The following is a 19,724-nucleotide window of genomic DNA, read 5'->3' as shown; positions in this document are numbered from 1 at the left end:
TTTCCTAGGCACGGGTAGTGTCGACGTGGGCTCACCAAGAAGGCGCTGCTTTTGTGGCAGTTTGACGAGGATTCTGCCGGCTCGTTTCGATGCCATCTTCAAACAAAAGGCTTCTGATCCCACCGCCAATTGCTGCGCGCGGTGGCGAACAAATCTGACAGACTGGGAGCGCAGTTCGTAGCCGCAGGTGCGCCTTTCACTACGGATATGAGGGGCGGACGTTCGAATCGTTCCGGACGCGCTCCTTGCAGAACAATCGCTTTCAAGGTTTGCCCTCCTGATTGTTTGTCCGAAAACTCAGGCGGCGCCTCGTCCTGTCACTCGATTGCAGACATTCTTGAAACGTTCTAGAAGCTCGACTCTAGGGACCGCTATGAAGAAGGCCACGCCGAAGAAGAAAGCCCCTGTTCAGCTCACTGCGGGAACCGGCTTCCGCAACGAGAACTGCATTGCTGCGCGCTTTCTTCTCGATCTTTTGGCCGGGACTAACAGGCTCGGCGTGGATTTCGGCAAAATCGACCGCGTGAGGTGGCAAGGGCGAGACCTGGGCTGGCTTGCAGACGATCTTGTCATCGAGTGCTCGGCTTCCACCGGCAAGCGTTCCGCCGGCATTTCGATCAAAAGCGATCGGCAAGTTACCGGCGCGGGCTTCCCTCCGGATTTCGTCCTCACCGCATGGGCGCAATGGTTCGGCGTCAAGACTGAGCGTGTCCTTTGCGGGAGCGATGATGCGGTTGTGCTGATGGTCGGCAGCTTGTCGCATGATATCGAAAACGCCTGGTCGAACCTAATCAGCGACGCTCTGATCACGACGCCCGACCGCATACTCGCCCGGCTCGCCGAGTCCGACGCCGACGACGGTTCCCAATCCTCGGCATTGCAGCGGGCGTTATTCGCCAGCCTGCGTTGTCCCGATGAGCTTCGTAACGAAGGCGAGTCCAGCGATATTACCGCTCTGCAACTCCTTTGCCATGTGCGATTGATCCGCTTCGACTTCGAGGCCACGCCGTCGCGCGATCACGATCACGCACTTCGAGATTGCCAAAATGTTTTGCGGTCCGGCGATGCTGAAGAGGCCAAGGGCATTTGGTCTCGCCTTGTTGCCATTGCAGACGCCCACCGGGCAGGCGGATCGCTCGACCTCGAGGGCTTGCTTACGGAGCTGCGTGACGAATTCGACCTGCGCGATCATCCGGACTATCGGCGTGACTGGGAAATCTTGAACGGCTCAAGCCGGGAGCTTATGGTCGATATTCGCAGCCAGGTTTCTGGCTTGCCTCCGCTACCTCGCGATGAAGCCCGCGCCAAGGTGCTCGATTGCCTCAACCGGGACCGCGCGTGCTTTCTCGTTGGCGAGTCCGGAAGCGGGAAGTCCGCCCTGGCGAAGAAAATCGGCGAGACGGATTACGGCCGGTGCATATGGTTTGCCGAGGCCACGATCGACAGCGATACCGAGGCTGCATTCGAGCGCGATATCGGTATCGCTCATCCACTTTGCGAGATTCTGTTCGTCTCGCCCGAGCCCTGCTTGATCGTATTCGACAGCTTCGAACGCTACTCGACGCGCGCGCAACGCCTCGCGCACCGCTGGATGCAGGCGCTACTCGCCGAAAATGGCCCCAAGCACATCCATGTTCTGATCACGAGCCAGATCGAGCCTGCGCCCAAACTCATCCGGAGCTTTATCGAGGCGGGCCTGCCACCGGCCCTGCATCGTACGACGGAACTCGATCTGCCATCGGCCGACGACGTCCAAGGCCTTGTCGCGCCGATCTCGGAGTTGCAATGGGCATCGTTGCGGCCAGAGCTTCGCCCCTTGTTGACGAACCTCAAAGTCCTGGACTGGCTGGTCGCGGCGGCGCGCAGCGGGAAGGCGATCAATCCAGCGTCGATCATTGGCGTCAGCTATCTGGTGGACGCGCTCTGGGAGCGCTGGGTCGAAGGCGATGCCAATCAGCTTGGCCGCTCACAGCTGCTAATGCGGCTCGGCACGCTCGAAGGCGACACGCTTCTCGCCAGCGTGCCGCGCATGCAGCTGGAGCAAAGTGAGCAGGCTGCGCTGGGGGGCCTGACTGTTTCGGACCTTGTCCGCATCCGCGACCAGCGGGTGCGATTTACGCACGACATGCTTGGCGACTGGGCCCGCCTGAACGTGCTGATCGGTGAGCCGGGCCTTTCCGCTCCATCTGTTCGCACCCGTGCGAAGCTGCCGCGCTGGCATCGCGCCATGCGCCTCTTTGGACAGCGGCTTCTCGAACAGGCCGACGACGGCCCTGAGCGCTGGCGACAAGCGGTCGAGGGTTTGGAAGATGGCACCGAGGAAGGCGCGATTATCCGCGATCAACTCGTCGAGGCGCTGTTCCTTGCCACGAATGCAGTCGCACTGCTCCAGCGCAGCTGGGAGTCCCTGACGTCAAATCGTGGTCGCCTTCTCGCGCTGATGCTTGAGCGATTCATGTTTGCCGCGACGTTGCCCGATCCGAGGATCGGCGCATTGTTGTCCACGACAGACGGAACGGGCGAGTGGGACCATCTGTTCCGGCTGCCGTATTGGCCTTACTGGGGGCCGATGCTGACCGTGCTTCACGCGCATCGCGATGAGGTTGCGCGGCTTGTCCCGCATGCGGTTTGCCAAGCTTTGCGCGCTGTGGCTCAAGTCGGTCCCGATCGAGCTGAGCGAGGGGCAGCCGATGCCCTGGCGCAAGGAGGCGGCCGAACTGGCCTTGGCCATTGGCCGCGAAGTCCAGGCTCTTAACGCCGAGGACAACTATCATTCCGACCGCCACGACAAGGTTGTGTACGAGGCCGTATTGTCCGCCGCGCCAGAGTTGCCGGATGAAGTCGCGCAGCTTTGTCTTGAACTCGCGGAGCGACGCGATCTCGACCCGGCCATAAGCGCTCGCGTCGAGCGGGCGCATGAACGGCGTCGTGAAGAACGACGCCAATTTCTTGCGGCGAATCCGGAACGACGAGACAGGCGGGAACGGCTCCCTCCAGCTTGGCCTCGCGGAGAACGGCGTACCCCTTGGCCCGATGGCCCGCGCGATAGCGTTCAGAATGCTTTTCAAGATGCGTGTCTTGACACCGGGGCCTTTCCGGCGCTCGCGCGCGCCAGACCGGACGTGGCGCTTGAGGTATTGTTGGCGGTCTGCATCGAATCTCCGCAAGAGGAGGGCCTCGGTCGCAGCTCAATGCGTGAAACCGGCCTCGACTACCGCAATGATCACGACCCGCCTTTGTACTGTCGGGGGCCTTTCCTTCAGTTTCTCCAACTCGCCCCGGATCAAGGACTGTCTTTCGCGCTGCGGCTCCTCAATTTTGCGACCCGGCGGTTTTGTGAAGACCATGGCCTCACGGTTCGCATCGGAAGCGAAGCCCGCCTCTGGTGCGGCGATCCGAACGTCTTCCGGTGGCATCATGATTGGCCGGTCCCGTCTGGTTCGACGATTCATAGCGTGCTGATGGCCGTGGAGCGGTGGCTCTATGAGAAGATCGACCGCGGTGAGGATGTCGATCCGTGGATCAACCGCATCCTGAAGGAGAGCGAGTCGCTTGCCTTCGCCGGCCTTCTCTTCGATGTCGGCAAATACCGTCCGGAGCTATTCGCCGGTGTCCTGAGGCCGCTTCTCCAAAACTGGCTGTTTCTCGATTGGGACCGCCAAATAGTCACGCTGCGGAGATCGGGTGGTTCCGATCCTATGGGCCTCTGGTCGTACCAGCCCCGTGCCATGATCGAGCTCGGCCGGGCGTGGTATCGAATGCCCCATCGGCAAGACATGTTGCTTTATATCGGCGGCGGCATCGTCGAAACGCTGGTCACCAATGAAGCAGAGCGGCCCTTCCTCGCGCAGTTGCGGTCGGGTTGGGTTTCCGACCTCAACGGCGAGGAACCGCAGGAAGTCCTTCAGCTCCTGAGCGAGCGTCTCAACCCCGACAATTACACCTTCGAGACGCGCGACGGAAAGCGCGTGGCCGCCACCTTCGACTGGTCGGACGCGGTCAAGCAGAAGAATCATGAAGACCTTCAGCGCATCGCCACCGACCAGACAATCACCAGCTTTCCGTTCCAGATACGGCAATTCCTCGATTCAGACGAGCGTTTCTCGCAGAACCAGCTCCCGCAGTTTTGGGAGTTTGTCCAGGGCCTTGAAGACGTCTCGCCGCGGCTTGCCAATGACGGCGATCCGCTGCATCACATCGAGGACTTGCTCTGCGGCGCTATCGCCGCACTGGTCGTCAAACATCACGACTGGCTCACGGCCGATCCAGAACGCATGGCTTGGTGCCGCAGCAAACTCGAGTCCGTGCTCGGTCAGCCGCCAACTCCGCTCAGGTTCGACTCGGCTGAAGCCGACGGTGACCAGAAATGGGCTTCCTTCGCAGGCGAGGCTGGTGTCGCGCTCCTCGCACGAGACCGCGACGACCCCTTAGCCCGCCGCCTCGTGGCAGCTAGCGTCCTCTCGTTCCACTACAGCACGACACGCCGAACTCTGATCCGCGCTTCTCAACGCCGGGAACAACTCGGCGAAGACTTCGATCGCATGCTCTGCTTGGCGCTGCGGTGGGCCGGCGAGCGCCCTGCTCACAACATGGCGCAGAGGCTCAGGAGCGATACCGACGCCGAGGACGATCACGCCGGCAAAGAGCCGCTGATTACAGAATTTGTCGAAGCGCGGTTATCGACGGTGCTGCCCGATATCCTCGAATTGAGTGCGCAGGCCGAGCGGGAGATGGAAGCCATTCGCACGCGCCAATTCCCTGAAATGGCGCGTAAGCGTCGCCGCGAGACCAGCACGCACCGCCCAGGCAGTGAAATCGAGATCCTTCATCGCGGACGGCTCAGCGTGGACACTCGCGTGCTTTCGGCGGCATTCGCTTGGCTGGACCTCAAGGCGGCGCGGCCAGACGAGAGGGCCAAGTGGCTTGGGCTCGTTCGGAAGTTTCTCGACATCACGCTGGGCCTGATCCCCGAGATCAACGATCCACGGCGGCAGCGGACCGAGGATCACCCGGACGAGTTCGATGCCTGGGTCTACGGCGTTGTGGCCCGAACAATTCCCAGCATGACTGCTGCCGAAGGCCATCGCACGTTGTGGCAGCCCATCCTCGACCGTGGCCCGCCAACCCACCAATGGATCGAACGCTTCTTCTGGGAATGGTTCACGGTCGGTGTCCGAGCCGCGCAGACCCCCGAACGCTTCACAGAGATCTGGAGCGTGATGATTGAGCATGCCCTGCAAAGCGCGGCATGGGACCCCGCGACAGGCCGGTCCTATGAGCTAGACGACGCCGTTTTCTGGCTCCTCGGCCTCGGGACCAGGATCAACAAGATCGGCGAAAGGCCAGAATTCGCAGCCGCGCTTTCTGGCGTGGAAGGTCTGCTCGCGAGGGCTGCCGACCGGTGGTTCAAGAAGTCGAGACTGGTTTCCGGTTTTCTCTACTGGCTCATGCAGCCCGCAGCCGTCGGTCTGCTTGTTCCCGCAATCAGATGGCTGGCGCCGGTTATCCCGACCTTCGATTCCTATGACTGGCGGGATGGCCTTGAAGGAAATCTGATCCCGTTCCTGCGGGCCTGTTGGGAGCGTAAAGGCCAGCAGATTTCGGCCGATCCCGATCTTGAGCGGGATTTTCGCGCGTTGCTGGCAACCGTCGTTTCCCGGGGGAGTCATGCCGCCATCGCGCTTCGGGATCATGTGGTCGGTTCGGCGACCGCTTGAGCATGGCAATGCAGGCCTCTGATTCCGGACAAAGGATGCGCATGGATATCCTTCAGAGATGCCGAACGGAAATTCCTCGAGAAGCTGAGCACCCACAACTGGGTCGGCAGTCATCGAGCGGGAGTTCAGGGACGGCCTTATCATCGCCGCCGAAGACGGCGGACACCGCCACATCATCGCGCAAATGGTGTGCACGTGAAATCTTCCCGAACCCACTCGTCGCCGGTCGGAAATGGATTTGGTGCGGCTACGTCTGCTTGAGGTTGAGCGTCGGCCATATCATTCTTGTGGAGCTAAGCGGAAGAAAACGGGATTCGGCCGTGCATGATTATGCGTGCCGCAAGGCGATCCCTCAGCATCGGCCGAAGTTGCCGTTGCATTTGGTAACCTGCTGATATTACAAAATGAATCGTGATGTCCAAGGAATGCTTCGCTCGGCGAGGTCTCGTCATGACCGATGACAATCCAGAACGCAAGATTGAACGGCGGCTCAATGAAGCCAAACTGTGGCCCCTGAGCTCGTATGGATGGGTTGATGAAAATACGGCCGATCCGGATTTTATCGGTCATGCCATGTGGCAAGTCGAGCCGCCGGTTAGCGACGAGCGGTTCTTTTGGACGCATTCGACTCGAGACGGTGTGCCACCGCCTCCTGCACCATGCGAGCGGCAGCAATCCCTTATGGTATCCGGCACCGATTTCGAGGGAGTGATGGCCTGGGCGCGGCTGTCAATCGGTTTTGTGCTTAGCCAGGTATCGTTGGTGCAAGGGAAGACATTCAGCGACGAAACGATTTTCGAGCTGCACCGGGTTAGTGCATTGATTTATCTCTCGACGGCATCAGATCGCATGCGTGATTTCTTCATCATGGCGGTGTTCGACAAGACACGCGATCGGTATGATCGGCAAGGGCAATTCCGCAACGTACCGCGAGGCAGGTTCAAGACGGCGTTCGTAGAAGCGCTCCAATTGCTAAGCGGGCGGCAGGACGTCGCGTCGAGTTTATCGACGCTTCTGCCCCTAGCGGAGCAGGTCGAAGAATTACGAAAGCGGCGGAATGAAATGATCCATGAGCTTGCAACCGACGCAGCTCGCCGCGAGCGGAGGGACCTTGCAAAGCCTTTGACGAAAGCGGCACTCGATCTGGATTTTAATATGCTTCAGGAGGTGGCGAGCAACCATCGCCGTCTGCAGAAGGAGCGCCTTGGTGCGGTGATCGAGGAGCTATGTCGGTGGTATAAGTTGCTTGTCAAGCTGAGCAACGAGGCCTTTATCGTAGAGAATCGGTTGCGCAAGTAAGCCCGGCTACAAAGCGGACTGCCGGGAAAAAACGTTCAATAATGCTTCGACGAGCACGGCCACCGGCGCGACGGCATTGCCTTCAATAAGAAACCCGCACTCAAGATTCATTTCGCGCGAACGGTAGAGGAAATTGGCGGAACCGACATAAGCGGCGGCGCCATCCGCCAATACGATCTTGGCGTGAAAAGTTTCGGTGTAGGACTGGCCATTAGCGAAGTTGCTGGCAAGTGAATAGTCAAAAATCTGGCTTGCAGAGCGTCGCAGGCGCTCTCCCTGCGGCCCACAAGCATCGATCTGAGTAGTTCCACGAAGGACCAGTGTCTTGTTGGCAGCTTGAGTAGCTTCGAATAGATCTGCGGCCCATCCCGCGCCAGCACTATCGATATATGGGGTTATAATCGCCAGTCGTTGACGAGCGCGCCGAGCAAGGTGAAGAAACGCGTCTTTTGTGTCAGTAAGGGTCGTGAAGGAAGCTCCCGCGAGCTTTTGCAATTGCTCGCCAACACGGCTTGGCTCGGGCGGTAAGGTCACCACAAAACGGGCTTTGGCCGATGGAGCGATCAGGGAATCAGTCATGAGCCAGACCCGGATCGAAGAAGCCAACCAGAGGCGGGCTGCCCTGCGGCTCCCAATTTGGCGCGGGCCCTCCTTTAAGGGCTGAGCGCGAAAGGAGCTGATTGCCGCCAAGGCATGTCACCTCCGACACCATGATACAAGCTGGACAAGCCCCGCCGCGCGTGTCACACAGCGATCCTGAGCCGCACCTCAAAAGCCTTTGATCGAGCAACCGATGCAGAAAGTCCTGCGCGTGGTTACGCCACATGGCGGAGATGTTGCCGAGGTCAGGCGTCATGCCCTTTCGGTACACAGCAAAGGCAAGATCAGCCGGAAAGATATGCTCACCAAGTCCGTCGCGATCAAGGCCAGAAACATCGGCGAGCGCGTGCATCACTTGGTGGGCTAAGCTGTGTAGCAGCAAATAAATGAATGCTGTGATCGAGCGTGGTGGCTGCCCGCGACCTTCGCGCTCCTTGAACTCGTCGAGGAACGCGCCGAAATCGGCGTAATTTTCGAGATAAATGGCGCCAAGCGTTTTTCCTGGCTCGTTGTCGGCGCCTGGTATGCCGTTCGCGACAAGCCAGCGCCCTACCCGGTTTTCGTCGATCTTGAAATAGAGAGCCTCGTTCCGCTGTTGTGTAACGTAGATCGGCCGACGGCTGTTCGGAAGCTCGGGAAAAGCATTCAGCCTGACTGGCATCGGAACGGCCCGTCCGTTGAACTCGCGATGATAGATCGGGGTTGAAGAAACGCGCGTGAATCCAAAACTGAATTCGCAAATCGGTAGGCCCCGAATGAGCACAATCTGATCGAGGCCGATGCGTCGAAAAAGATTCCGTGTTGCAGTCTGATATTGGCCCAATCGGACTGGGTCGCCGACAGCATCACAGATGAGCCGGTCTGGCTCCATGACGTCGATGGATTCGTGCTGTGCGTGTCGCTCGTGAATGTGCTCGGCAAGAAAGCGGTCATGTTCGATGGTCAGCCGAATGGGATCAAAGCGCCGTGCCCATTCACGTCGTTGCGCTACTGCGGCAGCAAGCGCTTGGCTCTGCACCTGGCCACGCTCGACGATGCCCGAGGTGTACCATGCCTCTCTGATCGCTTCGGCCTCGCGCAACAGTGTGTCTGCGCGATCCGTTTGGCCCCGGCCGGCTGCCCGCTCGGCCATTTCGCGGTGATCCATATAGTCATCCCACTCAGCGATACGGCCAGCCGCGTCTAAAGCTGCTCGGACTTGCTCATCGGACGGCAGGGCAAAGGGGATGCGATGGATTTCGGCTAACCGCTGCAGCAGATCAGCTTGACGTTGTGGGAGCAAGAGTTCGACGACCCGACGATCGCGAAATTCGATGAATGTACCCTTCTGCGGATAGAACGCAGAATTGGCACGGTAGGAAACCGGCAACATGTTGACTTCAATGCGCTCGAAGTTCCGCCCGGTATTCTGTCGCTCCCGCTCAAGGAGTTCCAAAGTTAGAGGATCGGGCTGCTTCAGGTCGCGATGCGACTTGCAGCTTTCGCAGACGAAGTGCCAATCGGAGAAGACCGGCGCTTGGCTGTTCAGGGAGAAGTCTTGCCCGCCGCAGGTGCACGTTGTCAGTCGCGTGACACGCCGGCGGTTTGGATCGAAATTATTGCGGTATGGACTAAGTGGTTCAAGATGTCCGGACCAATGGACATAGACGACATCAATTTGTGACCATCGAGCCTCGTGGTTACCGCATCGAGCGGGCAGAGGATGGTGTGCCTGATCGGCAATAGTGTCGTACTGGCGGACGCGACCGCATACCCCACACCGATAGACAAGGGGGTAAGGGATATAGCCCATGGTGCCAGGATCGCAGAGCTGGAAGATCCGTCCCCAATCGCGGTCAACAATCTGGGCGTTACGGTCGTAGAAGACATCATCGAGAATGAGTTCGATCGGGACGGCCACAGGGGCTCTTAGGTCGGTTGCTCGGGCGAACCACGTCGAGGCGATTTCCTTCATGCCATCGAAGATTAGAAGCCGTGCAGCGTCGGAAACCTGGGCCTCGCCGCGATCGATGGGCACAGCTCTGCAAATTCCCTTGGCACCTTCCCACGTGAAAAGGACGCCGGGCGCGTAGGTCGTCGCGAGTTGCGTGCGCGATCGAAACATCACCGGAGGCCGTTGGCGACGTTCTCCATCGGCCTCATCATCACCACGCGGCTGTGGTACAGCCGGGCGTGGTCGGTTGCGCCAGTCTCTCGGCCGGTTTCCCTGATTTCGTCCGCCATTTGTCATCAGGGTGTCCTCGCCGGTGCATCGACATCGGTCTCAGCAACGCTACCCCGCTGCTGGCGAATAGCACGCATGACCCGGACCAAGTCGTCTTGGTCGATCGTTCGACGGCCTTGCGTGATGCGCGCGTCGAAGCTGGCCGCTGCGATCACGCCAGCTTCATCCACATCCCGCAAGGAAGTCATGGGTGGCCTGAATGCGGCGGCCGAGTCTTCCCAGTACTCGTATAGCCGCAACGGGGTGTCGAAGTTCCGTACACTGGATACGAAGCGTGCGATCTCTTGCTCCACGAGTGCCCGGTACAATTCCGAGTAGATTGGACGGCCGAGCGCGTCCTCCCCTCGTCCTTGAAAACCAATCGCGCGCAGCACGAAGTTACCCAACTCTGCCGCGAGGCCAGCTGGATCGGTACGGATGAGTGTCCGAATCGGGCTGATGGTTTCAAAACAATCCGTACGAGCTTTTGCCGCGTCGGGGGCGCGAACGAAGGACTGAATCTCGCGCATGACAGCCCATGTCTGAATCAACGAGGCCATCACGCGGCGGATCGCATTTTCGGCCCAGCGCTCGACGGCAGGCGGTGCAATCATCCGCTCAAGGAAGCGATGGAAAATGTCGTGGGTTTCCACGACATACCGGTCGCGCCTGCTTTGCGGTATTGGCACCAGCATCACGAAGCCGACATGCGTTCTCCCAACGCGGCTTGATGCCTGTATATATTCGGCAATATCCGAGGGTAGGCCGGCGAAGAACATGCTGTTGAAGCGGTCAACGTCAACGCCGTGGCTGATGGCGGAGGTCGCAACGACGCTCCGGAGCTGCGTATCGAGTGGCGGATAAGGCTGACCAGGATTCCCGGCCTCTGCCTCCACCATAATTTCCTGGATCTCCTTCATGTCGATTCCACCCGAAATGAGCCGGCTCACGAATCCATCAAGCGGTTGGTGCCGCGTACGATGGCGGAGCCGTACCGCAGCATCCAAGGCATCCATAACCTGGTCTCCGCCCTTCTTATTGGTCACGTAAGCCAAAGTGATGCGATGAAGGTCGATGAGTGCGAAAAGATCGTTCTCGCGGCCAGCCTGCAGTGCCCTGCGGATCGCGTCTCTGCGCCAAGCACTCCCTTCGTCGTTTCCTTGGGAGCTTGCCAAATCGTCGGCCGTCGCTTGTCGTGTCGCGGGATCAAGCGAGCGACGCCAAACGTCGGTGATGATCGAGTGGTAGGCACTCAAAACGGCTACGGCGGTCACGGTGTGCGTGGCATCGTTAGTCATCAGCGACACAAATAGCCGCATCCACGGTGAGGTTCGCTCGGGTATGTCGTAGAGTGGAAGGGTCTGTTCGAGTGCCGCGCGTGCTAAATTCTCCGCGGGGGCCGGAGCGGGCTCCGCAAAGAATGATCGATAAATATCGGGGCCCGGACAGGGAAAGCGAAGCGGAAGGCGTTGATAAAGGACTTCGAGCTGCCGATCGGGATTCGAGATGGTGGCTGTGGCCGCAATGACTTTCGGGGTCCGAGGACGACCGGTGCCGCTTCCCTGCTGAACGCGGGACACATTTAGTTCCCCACCGGCCAGCTGGTCGATCTCGGTGAACACTTCTTCGAGCAAGCTGTCGAAGAGGCCGCTGAAAGTGCCGAGGCTCTCTTGGAGGAGATGTGCTTCGTCCTGAATGATGAGCGATGGGAACGGGTCGAAGAAAACCCGCTGCCCCTGGCGAAAGGCGGGAAAGACCGGTTGATAACCATCGCCCGTAAGCCATGCAGAGATATCGCCCTCGTTGGCAGGCGACGTAAGATGGCCGGTGGGACCGATGCCACGCGCCAACCCGAACATTCCAATAAGCTGCCGGATGGTGGTCGTCCGCTGACCAAGCATCGCAAGTTTGTCGATCGTTCCAAGAACGATCGAGGGCGATCTTGCGTAGATTGTGTCGTCAGTCAGCAGGAAAGGTAGTGGCGTCCGGGTGGTGTGCGCGCGGTTGAAAATGCACCGCGAGTCGAAGCAGACAATGCCCAACCGCCGCGCCGTGGTGCCTTCGCTTTCAAAGCGCCGTAAGCCGGTCGCGCCGCCGCAACAAGGGCAATGTGGGACCTTATTGAAGGCGGCGCGGAATTCGCGGTAGCGCGCGGCGGCACGCTGCGCTTCGGGATCGATTACGTTAGCCCCTTCTTCAAGCTGCTGGTCATCTGGATGGTCGGCATCATCTGTGCGCGGCACGATCGCAGGCACGTAGGAATAACGATTGGGCGTGTTATTGCCACCGACCCAAAAACCGATCTCGAATGGCCAGCCACCAATGCCGCGATTGGTGCGTACAAGCTCGGCCGCGGTCACAAGGCGCAAGAGTCGTTGCCCTTGCTGGAGGGTGAGCAAACGGAGCGGATAGCGGATCATCGCCGTGACGCCGCGGGATTTACCGCGAAGCCGGTCGAGGAACATTGCGAAAATCAATGTTCCATAGAACGCTTCTGATTTTCCACCACCTGTGGGGAAATAAAGGAGGCTGGCTGCCGCTTCATCGAGCAGAGGATCGAACGAATCCCGGTACTCTTCCATGCGTGAGGCGAATGTCGGAACATGCGCCAGAATGAAGGCGAGCTGAAAGAGCCGCCATCCTCTTCTCGGATCGCCGTTATCGCGATTGAGGAAGCTTTCGTTCATCATCAACCAGGCGCGGTAAGGCGCCGCGCGGCGTTCCAAGGTCGCGCGCTGCGAAGCGCTAGCCGATGGCAGGGCGCGATAGGCCTCATGCGACTGGCTAAGTAAGCGAATGCCGCGCTCGATATATCCCGCTTCGCGGCGCTGATCCCGCAGGTCCTGTTCAAGGCGAGCACTTTCAATGTTCGCTTCAGCCGGAGTTAATCCTTCGCGTACGGCTGTTCTTAGCCTCGTCTCTTCCTGAGCAATCCAGGCTATGTAAGCTTGGGGAATGGCCAGGAGATCTGCGACGTCGCGGTTCTCTGCGGCCAGATCGGCGAAGGCAACAGGCGCATTGGGGGCACGAGGGACAATCCGGGGTTGGACGAACCGAGGTGACCATGTCGTGCGTAACGTCAGAACATCGCCCGTCTGCAGGCTCGCAACGCCGCAATTCAAGCCAATAGCGGCATAGTGCATGAAATGCCGGAAGCGATACGAGGGTTCAACGCGATCTAACCGTAATGGCTGGTGGACCCCAGTCGGTAAAGTAACGCCAAGCTGCGTGACAAAGATGACCTCGCAGCGCGTGAGTGCGTCGCGACGTGAAAGCTCGGGAGAACTATTGTCGAGCATCACGCGCACCGCAACTCGCGTGGGATCAACAAAGTCAGGCGTTCGGTCGAGTTGAAGGGCCACGCCGCCGATGGCTGGGAGCACGTCAGGTAGAGACGGAGGCGTTTGAGCTGCGCGACACCTAAACGCATTCCAAGCAGCTTCCGAGATGACATCCTGTGGCTGGACCCGAACGTCACGCCAGATTTGGGCCAATCCTTCGGGGGAGGTGATCCAATCGGTGACTTGTCGAAGTGCGCTATCGCGCATCGTTCGCGAATAGTCGCCGACCTGCGTTGCTAACTGGGTGGCATCCGTCTGGAATTGCCAAACCAAAGGAGCAAAGGTTAGATCAATCCTGCGCCACTTGGGGGGAGCGGCTACGGGTTCCATGAGCGCAAACGGAACCGATCGGCCACGCTGCAGGAGGCGGCCGATGCGAAGCTGGGCATTTTGATCGTCCGCCCCGTCGGCCTGCACATCTTGAGGTCCTGGGTTGGGGACTGGAAGGTTCGCTGCATCCGGGCCATTGACGTTCAGTAGCGATTCGTCACCCGGTTCAAGCTCGATGCCTTGCTCGTGATAGGCTTGCCGCCGAACCTCTTCGAGGATCGCTTGCCGCTGTTGATATATGCGTTGGCGCTGCTCGGGATTGAGATTGGGCCAATCGGGCGTTGCGACGCGGGCGGCCGTAAAGCGCTCGGTACGCAGTTGGCGGAAGCGATTGTCAATCGCGTCCTGGACAGCGCGGCGCAGCTTGAAATCGACATCGAGCCCAAGCGCTTCATCGGCCAGCTCGTGCCAGTCAGGAAGCACGCGTATGTAGACGGAGAATGACGGGGCTATAGTCGATTGCCCAGCCGCCTGAGCGCTGATGTGAAAGTCGAGGCCTGAAGCGGCAATGCGAATATCGGAGGTCTCATCATCCTGGCCAGTGGGATCGAAGCGTGGCAACAATTGACCGGACACGATGGCGCGCCGGGGCGATCTCCCGTAAAGAATGCGGCCTTCGTTATCGCTTCCCGACACGCGCGCAATCGTCAAGTTAACGAGGGCGTTGCAGACGCCCTCCTTGAGCTCTTGCGAAATGGATGACAAATGCGCTGCGCTAAGCCCGATCACGTTCGCCTCGGTGTTCAGTCTTTTCCTTCACCACGGCGACGAAATCCTGAGCTGCGGCCTTTAGTCGGCGAATTTCCCGTGCGCGTTCTGGATTGCCCGACTGTGCAGCGTAAGTATCGATGAGGATCGTTCGATAAGCTTCGTGGAAACTAAGGGCAGCGCGGAGCCGGCTCGTCCGCTGGGCGATTACCGCCCATATCCAAAAGTGAGCGGCGATCGCTTCGCTGATGCCGAGTGCCGCCATGAAGGCCATGAATGTCGGTCGCTCGCGCGGTGCATGGGGCACCACGTCGTGCAACGGAACGCATAACTGGTCGTGGAGGTCGATCCAATAACTGGCACGCTGAACTGTGACGGTGGGAAGACCCATTGCGGTGACTAAGGAGACGAGCCGGTCGTGATCGGACGCTCCTTGAAGTCTGGAGAAACGGTCCAGGACCATACGGTGATAGTCGCGTATCTCTTCGGCCGCCCGGACGGTGATATTGAGCATGGGGCGAGCCATTTCCAGGAAGGCGTCGCCGATGACGCAAACGCGTTCGCCCACGTCAACGTCTTTCGCTTCGCACTCTGTGAAAATCGGGACGGCGCGCGAGTGATCGAGGAGAATGAGCTTGGTGCCGGGCCGCGCTATGATGACCTGATCCCCGGAGAAGCGCAGCCGGATCGTTGGTTGATTGGGGCGTACATTTCCGGCGAGATTGACCACGCTGCTCGCAGGAAACTCGACATCCTCGTCCAGTGCTCCTTGGATGGGATCGACCCCGCCGCCCTCACGGTGCACGGCTTTACCCGCCTTCTCCACGAAGGCGGAGACGCGTTTATGGATCGCAGATAATTCTGGATAGGCCAGAAGGCGTGAGCCGTCCCGTGCGGCGCTCGCAAGCGTATCGCTGTCGGCGAGGATTATGAGGCTGTCGGGAAGCCAGGGACGAGCTAACAGCGCAAGAATTTGCGAACGCGTCGGTGCGACGCAGATCAGGGTCTTTATCTGGTTTCGTTCGGTCGTGCGCAGTGTCGCCAAGTCGTCGAAGGACTCCTTATCGAGGAAAAGCAGCATGTTCTTTTCAATTCGGGCATCGATGTTCGCGCCGATCTCTTCATCTCTGCGGAGAACGAAGGAGGCAAAATCGCTGAGCATATCGTTGCGAAACAAGATGGCGGTACGCGAACTCGCGCGCTCAAATCGTTTCACGACATCACGCAACAGGGGCGCCATTGGCGTAAGCTGCGAGGTGTTGGCCCAAACCAGTTCTACGCTCGCGCAGAGGTCTGTGAGCTCGGCATGATGATGCTGCGCCCAAGAGCCAATGTTGGCCTTGGTTTCGGCGATTACGCTACCAGCGCGATACGAGGCCAGAAGGTCCGCCGCCGCCCAGCTGCCGGCTTCCATTTCAACATAGGCGGAAAAGTCCCTTCGCGAACCAGGCAAGGAGGCGCACCGCCGCAGGATGCCGCTTAGCCGGTACAATAGTTCGGTCGCAACACCGTCCCCAAGATCGGAAGCTGCGCGAGCGTTTGCCCGAATTCTTCGCAAAAGCGTTTCGACGTCACCTGAAAAGCCGATCGCATCCTGTTTAATGACGGGCTTGTAGTCGATAGCTGCTGAATTGTTCGAGACGACAAGATCGGACGCCTGAGCAAAGATAATGTCGGATGGCGCCGGCTTCGAACGGCTCTTGCCGGATGTCGCGCTGCGAAGGGTTTCAAACCGAAGCTTGTCGAATGTCCAAGGATCATCCGTAAGAGCGAGTATGGCGACGGCTCCGACATTTCGGTCCAGCTCTGACAAGAAGCTTTTAACGCGGGATTCCCAGTCGCGTCCGAGCCGATTGCGTCCGGTTCGAGCAAGGTCGAGGAACACGATATCGAGCTGTTTAGGCATTGATTTGAGCGACGCCGCGATGTTGTCGCTGGCCCTCAATCCGAACAGGTAGAACTTGGCGTTTTCCGGGTTGTCGGCGTCGCCAGAGCGGCTGATCTTCAACAAGTCGGTCTTGGACTTTACATGCCACAGAAGTGGCTTCCGGCCATCGCCTCCGGTGCAAGGTCCATATGGCAGCATTTCGTCAAGGCACGGATGCTGGAATTCGTCGTAGGTATTCCCATCAAGCGCTTTGCCGGTGAGTGTCTTGGCGCGTGCGAGAGCCTTGTGATAGTCGGCCAACGCGCGGTCTTCGCCTTGACGCATCCCGCGTACTTGGTGTTGCGTGTGCAGGCGGCCGAGGGCGTCCTTGTCGACGTAGAGTTTTCGAAGCGGCCGATGAACGCTGCTGGCGTAGGGAAATATCCGCGAGCACTGCGATGAGTCTACAGCCTGTCCTTCAGCGCAACGGGTGAAGTCATAATGAGCGACGGCGTTTGGAAGGTCTATGAGTTTACTTGGCAGATGGATGCGACCCTGTTCTGGAACCGTTTCCTGGGCCGCTGGCTGCGTGGCACGGAGTTTCATTATCCCGAGCGGCCGGAGAACTTGCCGGTGCTGAAGCCGCCTCAGAACTGGCCGAAATTCAATCCCCGCAATCTGCGGTAATCGCTGGTACCCAACACCATGATCAAACGCCGAGTCCTTGTATGGATGCTCCTGTTGCTATCGAGCACGGCCCTTGCCGACAGCTTTGTCGGTCAGGCCAGCGTCATTGACGGTGACACGTTGGAAATTCATGGAACGCGGATCCGCCTTTGGGGTGTGGATGCTCCGGAGAGCACTCAGCTATGCCGCGGTGAGGACAGCTTGCAATACCGCTGTGGTTCGAAGGCTGCGAGCGATCTCGACGCTTACATTGCCAGGCGCCCCGTCAACTGTACCCCGCTCAGCCTCGACCGGTATGGTCGCACGGTCGCGACCTGTTCGGTGGCAGGCAGGGACCTCGGGGAATGGCTTGTGCGTAACGGTCTGGCGCTGGATTGGCCTCAATACTCGAAAGGCAGATATCACGAAGCTCAGCGCGAAGCTGAGCGCGCGGGTGAGGGGATGTGGAAGGGTAGCTACATCGAGCCGTGGCTCTATCGTACATGCATCCGCGCCAGCGGAAACCCGTCTGCGTGTTCGGACGATGCAAATTCCCATCCTTGATGGGGATTCAGTGCGAGGCGTCAATCTAAAACGTGCGATGACCGGTCACCGCGTTTTTGCGGGCGGCTCTAGTCTAGCGCGGTTCAGGCGACTCACGCTACGTCATCATTCCCAATACCTCGCTGCACAATGAGAATGAAATGGTTGCTGCCACCCGTGAACTGCCGGCTTCTGGTTATGCACTTGAAGTAGACGGCCGACTCAAAGCCGAATTTGCAACTAGAGACGGTGCCAGGGCGGGTGGAGTAGAACTAAAGAAACGCTTTCCCAGGATCTATGACGCGCAGACGAATGCGCGCGAGGAAATTTAGGTCCTCCGACTGCTGGTTCTCCCGCTTGCGCGCGCGGCTTCCGCCGCACCGGGCTCTCGTGAACCGAGCCGCTTTGCGTCTCGGCCGTGCGGCTTCGATCCCTCGCGCAAGAGCATTGGTACTCCTCGCCGGGGGCACTCGGGAAAGGGGCTCGCCTGCGGCGATCGCTATCACTGCCTCGTTCCCGGGTGCCGCTATTGAACCGGTCTCGTCGCTGCACTCGGACCCGCGTGTCCCTTCGGGTCGCTATGCTCACGCTCTCCGGGTGCCATTTTGCGTTTAGGCGATGCGCCTCTGGCGCACGCCTGGTTGGGCCTGCGGCCCTAAGTCAGATTGCGCAAAGGGCTGAGAGTAAGAGTGCGGGCTGGGTTTTTCCGTGACGGGTTACAAGCTGCGAGAGAGGCTCGCGGCGCCCGTCGCAGAGAACCGCGATGCCAAACTCTACTGTTGGTGCGTGCGCCGGCCAAGACCGCGCGAACCTCTATAACGAAATCACCGACAAGATCATTGCCGAGCTTGAGGCCGGGCGCGTCCCATGGGTACAGCCCTGGGGTACGGCCGCGGCGAAAGCGCCGCTGGCCATGCCGAAAAACGCGTCGACCGACCGGCAATACAGTGGCGTCAACATCCTCATCCTCTGGGGAGCCGTGATCGAGCGCGGATTTGCCGGTCAAAGTTGGCTCACCTTCCGTCAGGCGCTCTCGCTCGGCGGCCACGTTCGCAAGGGAGAGCGCGGCACCACTGTTGTCTACGCGGATCGTTTCGTGCCGAATGACGAAAAGCGACGTGCCGCCGAGACCGGCGAAGATGCGCAGGCGATTCCATTCCTGAAGCGATTTACCGTTTTCAACACCGATCAGTGCGACGATCTGCCCGACGGCATCGCCACCGCTGCGCCGCCTCCGCCGCCTGGCCTCATCGAACCCACGGTCGACGCCCTGATCAAGGCCAGCGGAATTCCATTTCGAATTGGTGGAGACCGCGCATTCTATGCCACAGCCGAAGACTATGTTCAGGTCCCGCCGCCGCAGGCCTATTTCGAACCCATCAACTGGCACCGCACGGTTCTGCATGAACTGTCATTATGCCGTAAGTCGGATTATGCCGCATGGCCGAGTTTGGCGGCGGTTACGCCTGCTCTTGGCCATGCGGCGGTTCGGCATAATCAGAGCGCTTCGAGGAAGGCGAGCAGTTCGTCGCTGGGACGATACCGCCCGGGATGCATTTCTGGACTGGCGACCTGCGAGAGTGCCTTTTCCTTCAGCCTCATGTCGGCGTGGATATAGATCTGTGTTGTTTCCACGGACTCGTGCCCGAGCCATAGCGCGATCACGGATTGGTCAACGCCGTGATGGAGCAGCTCCATCGCCGTACTATGGCGCAGCGTGTGCGGCGTGACGCGTTTGCCAGCGAGGCGCTGGCAGGCTCGCGATGCCGCTAGGCAATGCTTGCCAACCAGATGTTCCAAAGCATCACGGCTGAGCCGCTCGCCCCGGATCGATGGGAACAATGGTCCGTCGCTGTCAAGGCGTTCGCCTATCCAGGCCTGGATCAGCTTGGCCGTGTCACGACGAAGAGGCGTGCTGCGTTCTTTCCGCCCCTTGCCGATGCACCGGATATGAGCCCCCGTGCCGAGGATCACGTCCTTGCAGCGCAGGTGGATCAATTCGGACGCCCGCAACCCGGTCTGAAGTGCAAGCACCAGCAGGACGTGATCACGCCGGCCCACCCACGTCTTTCGATCCGGCGCGGCCAGCAGCGCCGCTATCTCCTCAGCATCAAGGAACGTCACGCTCCGCTTCACGTACCGCTTGTTCGGCATTGAGAGAATGCGCTGGCAATGAAGAAGGCAGCTCGGGTCGGTCAATGCAACGTAGCGGAAGAACGAGCGGATAGCGGCAAGACGCGTATTGCGGGTGCGTGCCGTGTTGCCTCGCGCCGTTTCCACATGGGTCAGGAAGTCGGCGACAAGATCAGCGTCGAGATCTTCGATCGTCAGTTTCGTGGGTGGCTTTCCACGCCGTGAACTTGCATACCGGATCAGCAACCTAAATGTATCGCGGTAGCCAGCGACGGTATGGCGGCTCGCTTCCATCTGCGTGCCGAGCCGATCGGTGA

The 19,724-nt window shown here is 59.6% G+C and carries 10 protein-coding genes and 1 pseudogene; 6 read left to right on the top strand and 5 right to left on the bottom strand.

The window, feature by feature from the left end:
* The first annotated feature begins 2,621 nt into the window (after positions 1-2,621).
* Together N2603_RS41100 and N2603_RS41095 are read left to right on the top strand one after the other, a co-directional pair.
* Positions 2,622-5,717: a hypothetical protein gene (locus N2603_RS41100; RefSeq protein WP_260386667.1), complete on the top strand. Its 3,096-nt coding sequence runs from the start codon at positions 2,622-2,624 to the stop codon at positions 5,715-5,717.
* A gap of 450 nt (positions 5,718-6,167) precedes the next feature.
* A complete protein-coding gene (locus N2603_RS41095; RefSeq protein WP_260386666.1) occupies positions 6,168-7,016 on the top strand; it encodes a hypothetical protein in 849 nt (282 codons plus the stop codon).
* Between the two features lie 6 nt (positions 7,017-7,022).
* On the opposite strand, the gene N2603_RS41090 is transcribed toward N2603_RS41095, so the two are convergent.
* From N2603_RS41090 to N2603_RS41075, 4 genes are read right to left on the bottom strand one after another with little or no spacing between them, the layout of a single operon-like run.
* Positions 7,023-7,595: a phospholipase D-like domain-containing protein gene (locus tag N2603_RS41090; RefSeq protein WP_260386665.1), complete on the bottom strand. Its 573-nt coding sequence runs from the start codon at positions 7,593-7,595 to the stop codon at positions 7,023-7,025.
* Positions 7,588-9,846, bottom strand: coding sequence for a hypothetical protein (locus tag N2603_RS41085; protein ID WP_260386664.1), 2,259 nt, complete (start codon positions 9,844-9,846; stop codon positions 7,588-7,590). Before N2603_RS41085 ends, N2603_RS41090 begins: the two co-directional genes overlap by 8 nt.
* Positions 9,846-14,219 carry a DEAD/DEAH box helicase family protein gene (locus N2603_RS41080; protein WP_260386663.1) on the bottom strand — a complete coding sequence of 1,458 codons (4,374 nt, stop codon included), beginning with the start codon at positions 14,217-14,219 and terminating at the stop codon, positions 9,846-9,848. Before N2603_RS41080 ends, N2603_RS41085 begins: the two co-directional genes overlap by 1 nt.
* Positions 14,206-16,386: a hypothetical protein gene (locus N2603_RS41075; protein ID WP_260386661.1), complete on the bottom strand. Its 2,181-nt coding sequence runs from the start codon at positions 16,384-16,386 to the stop codon at positions 14,206-14,208. Before N2603_RS41075 ends, N2603_RS41080 begins: the two co-directional genes overlap by 14 nt.
* Positions 16,387-16,566: 180 nt before the next feature.
* On the opposite strand from N2603_RS41075, the gene N2603_RS41070 reads away from it, so the two are divergent.
* The 4 genes from N2603_RS41070 (at position 16,567) to N2603_RS41055 (ending at position 18,892) form a co-directional block, all read left to right on the top strand.
* Positions 16,567-16,752 (top strand): hypothetical protein, encoded by a 186-nt coding sequence (locus tag N2603_RS41070; protein WP_260386660.1) that lies wholly within the window; start codon positions 16,567-16,569, stop codon positions 16,750-16,752.
* Positions 16,753-16,770: 18 nt separating this feature from the next.
* Positions 16,771-17,295 carry a thermonuclease family protein gene (locus tag N2603_RS41065; RefSeq protein ID WP_311740869.1) on the top strand — a complete coding sequence of 175 codons (525 nt, stop codon included), beginning with the start codon at positions 16,771-16,773 and terminating at the stop codon, positions 17,293-17,295.
* A 140-nt stretch (positions 17,296-17,435) separates the two neighbouring features.
* Positions 17,436-17,606, top strand: coding sequence for a hypothetical protein (locus tag N2603_RS41060; RefSeq protein WP_260386659.1), 171 nt, complete (start codon positions 17,436-17,438; stop codon positions 17,604-17,606).
* 431 nt (positions 17,607-18,037) lie between these two features.
* Entirely contained in the window at positions 18,038-18,892 is an 855-nt protein-coding gene (locus tag N2603_RS41055; protein WP_260386658.1) for an ArdC family protein, read from the top strand.
* Positions 18,893-18,933: 41 nt separating this feature from the next.
* On the opposite strand, the pseudogene N2603_RS41050 reads toward N2603_RS41055, so the two are convergent.
* Positions 18,934-19,701, bottom strand: a pseudogene (locus N2603_RS41050) (tyrosine-type recombinase/integrase); the annotation flags it as partial.
* Positions 19,702-19,724: the final 23 nt, after the last annotated feature.

The organism is Bradyrhizobium huanghuaihaiense, assembly GCF_025200885.1.
Classification (GTDB): Bacteria; Pseudomonadota; Alphaproteobacteria; order Rhizobiales; family Xanthobacteraceae; genus Bradyrhizobium; species Bradyrhizobium huanghuaihaiense.
This window is presented reverse-complemented; position numbering and strand designations above follow the sequence as displayed.

What these genes read in the sequence shown, in the direction of transcription:
- N2603_RS41100 (WP_260386667.1), top strand. Translation starts at nt 2,622, where the DNA reads ATGCGGTTTGCCAAGCTTTGCGCGCTGTGGCTCAAGTCGGTCCCGATC.
- N2603_RS41095 (WP_260386666.1), top strand. Translation starts at nt 6,168, where the DNA reads ATGACCGATGACAATCCAGAACGCAAGATTGAACGGCGGCTCAATGAA.
- N2603_RS41090 (WP_260386665.1), bottom strand. Translation starts at nt 7,595, where the DNA reads ATGACTGATTCCCTGATCGCTCCATCGGCCAAAGCCCGTTTTGTGGTG.
- N2603_RS41085 (WP_260386664.1), bottom strand. Translation starts at nt 9,846, where the DNA reads ATGACAAATGGCGGACGAAATCAGGGAAACCGGCCGAGAGACTGGCGC.
- N2603_RS41070 (WP_260386660.1), top strand. Translation starts at nt 16,567, where the DNA reads ATGAGCGACGGCGTTTGGAAGGTCTATGAGTTTACTTGGCAGATGGAT.
- N2603_RS41065 (WP_311740869.1), top strand. Translation starts at nt 16,771, where the DNA reads ATGATCAAACGCCGAGTCCTTGTATGGATGCTCCTGTTGCTATCGAGC.
- N2603_RS41060 (WP_260386659.1), top strand. Translation starts at nt 17,436, where the DNA reads ATGGTTGCTGCCACCCGTGAACTGCCGGCTTCTGGTTATGCACTTGAA.
- N2603_RS41055 (WP_260386658.1), top strand. Translation starts at nt 18,038, where the DNA reads ATGCCAAACTCTACTGTTGGTGCGTGCGCCGGCCAAGACCGCGCGAAC.